Here is a 4,222-nt window from a genome sequence, read left to right as displayed (position 1 = left end):
CGGGGCTGACCAAGGCGCTTTCTCTTTTCTTATTGACGATCAATTAATTGGCACATCATCATCGCTTTTCCTACCAAAATTCCATCGTTGAACACTTCAACATCTACCTTTCCAAATTTCCGTCCGACTTCAAGGATCTTCGGATATACTTCTAAGGTACTCTCCATTTGAACGGGCTTGATAAAGTAGATGGTCATATTCTCAACTACTAGGTCTCCCTTTTTATAGCTTCGAAGGACCCGGTTAGCTGCTTCAGATACGATGGTTGTAAATACACCATATGAAATAGTTCCAAGATGGTTCGTCATTTGAGGGGTTACTTCACAGGAATATACTTCTTCTCCTTTTAACTTCCCCTGAATGAGTGCCATTTGATTTGTTACAATATCATCAATTGTTTCTCCGACCTGCGGCTGCCTTTGATTCATTTGTAATGCCTTTAATACATCCTGCCTGCTTATGATCCCTTCTAATCGATTGGAGTCGTCAGCAACTGGAAGTACTTCTATTCCCTCCCATACCATTGTATGGGCAGTCGAAGCGACACTCGTTTTTCCATTCACCGTCATTGGCTGCTTCGTCATAATCTTATCAATCGACGTCTCTAAATCCTGTCCTAAAATATCCTTGCTTGTTACCATACCTTGAATTTTCATATTTTGATCGACTACAGGATATCGACTGTGCTTTGTTTCTTGATTAAACTCATGCCATTTAGAAACCTTATCTGTAGTTTTTAAATAATAGGTCTCAGATATGGGAGTTAAAATATCTTCAACTAAAATAATTTCCTTCTTGATTAATTGGTCATAAATTGCTCTGTTAATCATGGTTGCCACAGTGAATGTGTCATAGCTAGTTGAAATAACAGGCAGTTCAAGACTATCAGCAAGCTTTTTCACATGCTCTTCAGAATCAAATCCACCAGTAATCAGTACAGCAGCCCCTGCTTTTAATGCTAGCTCATGCGCCTGCGTACGGTTACCGACAATTAACAGATTACCAGCCTCCGTATAGCGCATCATTGCTTCAAGCTTCATGGCACCAATGACAAACTTATTCAGTGTCTTGTGCAAACCCGTTCTTCCACCTAAGACCTGCCCATCAACGATATTTACTACTTCCGCAAATGTAAGCTTTTCAATATTTTCTTTCTTCTTACGTTCAATTCTAATCGTTCCTACTCTTTCAATGGTACTGACGTATCCTTTATTTTCAGCTTCCTTAATCGCTCTATAGGCTGTCCCTTCACTTACGGTCATCGCCTTGGCGATTTGGCGCACTGAAATTTTTTCCCCCACAGGAAGTCCATCAATATATTGTAAAATTTGTTCGTGCTTAGTAGCCAAGACCTTCACCCTTTATATTTGAATTCCAATTATCTGGTGGCAACACTACCAGATTAGTCTAAATTTTATTATAAAGTGTTAAAAGCCTTGATTCAATGCGGTTTCTCACATTGTTGTCTAAATATCAATGAAATGACCTGGACTTTTTCTTTAATCGGCCAGCTTGAAGCTTTTGTATTTGTCTTTTTGGACTATAAAGCAACCCTGTTAAGTTACCAGCAATGACCATCAATGCAAAGGCCAGCCAAGCTAATGAGAATATACCTTGAGGGCCATCTTTATGAATCGATAATCTAGGAACAGCAAAATAAAGCATAAGACCACAAAGGAGCAGACAAAGTAAGTATCTGTTCTTTTTCATTTTTCATTTCCTCCCTATAAAAAAGACTGCTTGTTCCATCTTTATGCAAGAGAGAGGAAAAAAAGTCTGTGATTCCATAAGAAGATGATTAAAATTCGATGGATTCTCCAGGTTGAAGCACTTTACCGTTTTTATCCTCAAGCAATTCTAAAAACTTGTTTGGATCCTGCTTAATTGGCGGGAATGTATTGTAATGAATCGGTACAACTGTTTTGGCAGCTAACAGTTTTGCTGCATAAGCTGCATCTTCCGGTCCCATGGTAAAATTATCTCCTATTGGCAAGAAGGCCAAGTCAATCGGATGACGTTCACCTATAAGTTTCATATCTGAGAAGAGCCCAGTATCACCTGCATGATAAATGGTTTTGCCTTCATTCATAAAAAGAATACCGGCTGGCATTCCGCAGTAAATAATCTCCTGGCTGCCATCAATGACATAGCCCGAGCCATGAAAAGCTTGTGTCAGTTTTACCTTACCAAATTCAAATTGATAGGCCCCTCCAATATGCATGGCATGAGTCCTTACTCCTTGGAAGCTTAAAAAAGCGCATAGATCTGCGTTGGCTATGACAAGGGCATTGTTTCTTTTTGCTAATTCCACCGTATCACCTACATGATCTCCGTGACCATGTGTGAGAATAATAACATCCAGTTTAACTTCTTCTAATTTTAAATCTGTTAACCCATTACCTGTAATAAATGGATCAATGATAATGGTTTTTCCATTGGTTTGAATTTGCACCACTGAATGACCATGATAGGATACTTTCATTTTTGTAACCCTCCCTAATCTTTTTAATAGTACTTCCATAAATAATATAGAAATTCCTTCCTCATTTATACCCATAAACCTTCTGATTTAGCACAAGATAATCACAGATAGTTTACAATTCAAACTTATATTGTTACTCTCAAATTGGATTTGATTTTAGGGGGAGAAAAATATGAATCAAAGATTGAACAAACTACAAGCATGGATGAAGGAGAATGACATTGAAGTCAGTTTTGTTACTTCTTCCGAAAATGTATTTTATTTAAGCGGCTACTATACCGATCCGCATGAACGCTTACTCGCCCTCGCTGTGTTTCAAGAGGAGGAGCCTTTCCTGGTTTGCCCAGGCATGGAAGTACATGATGCTAAACGATCTGGATGGGAGCATGAAATAATCGGCTATAGTGACATTGAAAATCCATGGGAATTGATCTTAAATTCTATCAATAAAAGAATGGGTCGCGTGTCAAAGGTTGCTATCGAGAAAGAGCATATGAATGTGGAGCGGTATGAACAGCTCTTACGATTATTCCCTAATTCCACTTTTGTTTCAGTTGAGGAAAAATTAAGACTCCTCCGAATGGTCAAAGATGCTTCCGAACTAAAAATTATCGAAGAGGCTTGTGCACTTGCTGATTATGCGGTTGAATTCGGGGTTAATGAAATCAAGGAAGGGAAAACAGAGCTAGACATTCTAAATGCACTAGAGTTTGCCTTAAAACAAAAAGGCGTTACAGAGATGTCTTTTTCAACAATGGTTCTGACCGGTGCGAATGCTGCCTCTCCTCATGGTAATCCAGGCAATACCAAGGTTCAAAAAGGCGATTTAGTTTTATTTGATTTGGGTGTAGTTGTGGATCGTTATTGTTCAGACATCACAAGAACAGTTGCATACGGTGACATTAACGACAAACAGAAGGAAATTTATGATACAGTCTTAAAAGCGCAGTTAGCAGCTATAGAGGCTAGTAAACCTGGTGTTAGTGCTGCAGACGTTGACCTCACTGCCCGTCGTATTATCGTTGAAGCAGGATACGGTGAGTATTTTCCACACCGTCTTGGTCACGGCCTAGGAATTAGTGTTCATGAATATCCATCCTTAACTGAGACAAATCAGCTGATTATTGAAGAAGGTATGGTTTATACCATTGAACCAGGAATCTATGTCCCTGATGTTGCCGGAGTGCGTATCGAGGATGATGTGTTTATTACTGCGGATGGAGCGAAGATTTTGACCAAATTCCCAAAAGAACTGCAAATCATTAAGTAAGCAGATTTGGATTCTTTTGGCATTGTATTTTCGTTTTAATTGAGGTAATATACTATTACAAGCTGCGTTGTACGTAATCATAATAAAGTTTTAACCTTTAAGCTGTAACAGGGAGTTTAACCATTGAAGCTGGAATGACAAGCCTCTGTCTATAAGACATGGAGGACACGCAGAAAAGTTTCTGAAAACACCCACTTTGAGGAGTGGTGGTTTAAAACTTTCTTATATTTCTTACGGCAATGGCGGCTCCATACTTAGCACTCAAACCAGTTTCTGAAAAGAAGCTGGTTTTTTTATATGTTTAGGTTTAGCTCTATTCTTATTTTAATCAATTCTTCTAGTTTTGTCTGATCTTACTTGGTCTGTTCTTACGTGACCGTGTTCTCTATCCTGCTAGCTTTTTGGCTCACGTAGACCTCTCCTACGTGACCGGACTCCCTTTCTTTCTGCCTTTTGGGTCACGTAGAATG

Annotated in this window: 4 protein-coding genes and 1 other RNA gene; 2 read left to right on the top strand and 3 right to left on the bottom strand. The window is 39.1% G+C overall.

Annotated features, from left to right (window positions below):
* Positions 1-29 precede the first annotated feature (29 nt).
* From ABES03_RS01810 to ABES03_RS01800, 3 genes are all read right to left on the bottom strand, one after another.
* Positions 30-1,349: a DRTGG domain-containing protein gene (locus tag ABES03_RS01810; RefSeq protein WP_430114643.1), complete on the bottom strand. Its 1,320-nt coding sequence runs from the start codon at positions 1,347-1,349 to the stop codon at positions 30-32.
* A gap of 124 nt (positions 1,350-1,473) precedes the next feature.
* Positions 1,474-1,710 (bottom strand): hypothetical protein, encoded by a 237-nt coding sequence (locus tag ABES03_RS01805; RefSeq protein ID WP_430114642.1) that lies wholly within the window; start codon positions 1,708-1,710, stop codon positions 1,474-1,476.
* An 88-nt stretch (positions 1,711-1,798) separates the two neighbouring features.
* Complete coding sequence (locus ABES03_RS01800) at positions 1,799-2,482, bottom strand: metal-dependent hydrolase (RefSeq protein WP_430114640.1); 684 nt, start codon at positions 2,480-2,482, stop codon at positions 1,799-1,801.
* A gap of 172 nt (positions 2,483-2,654) precedes the next feature.
* On the opposite strand from ABES03_RS01800, the gene ABES03_RS01795 reads away from it, so the two are divergent.
* Together ABES03_RS01795 and ssrS are read left to right on the top strand one after the other, a co-directional pair.
* Positions 2,655-3,752: a M24 family metallopeptidase gene (locus tag ABES03_RS01795; RefSeq protein ID WP_430114638.1), complete on the top strand. Its 1,098-nt coding sequence runs from the start codon at positions 2,655-2,657 to the stop codon at positions 3,750-3,752.
* Positions 3,753-3,808: 56 nt separating this feature from the next.
* Positions 3,809-4,005, top strand: a non-coding RNA gene (ssrS, locus tag ABES03_RS01790) — 6S RNA.
* Positions 4,006-4,222 lie beyond the last annotated feature (217 nt).

It is taken from the genome of Neobacillus rhizosphaerae (assembly GCF_050477885.1).
Lineage (GTDB): Bacteria > Bacillota > Bacilli > Bacillales > Cytobacillaceae > Neobacillus > Neobacillus rhizosphaerae_A.
Note: the sequence above shows the minus strand (reverse complement) of the source record. Positions and strands in the feature narration are given on the sequence as shown.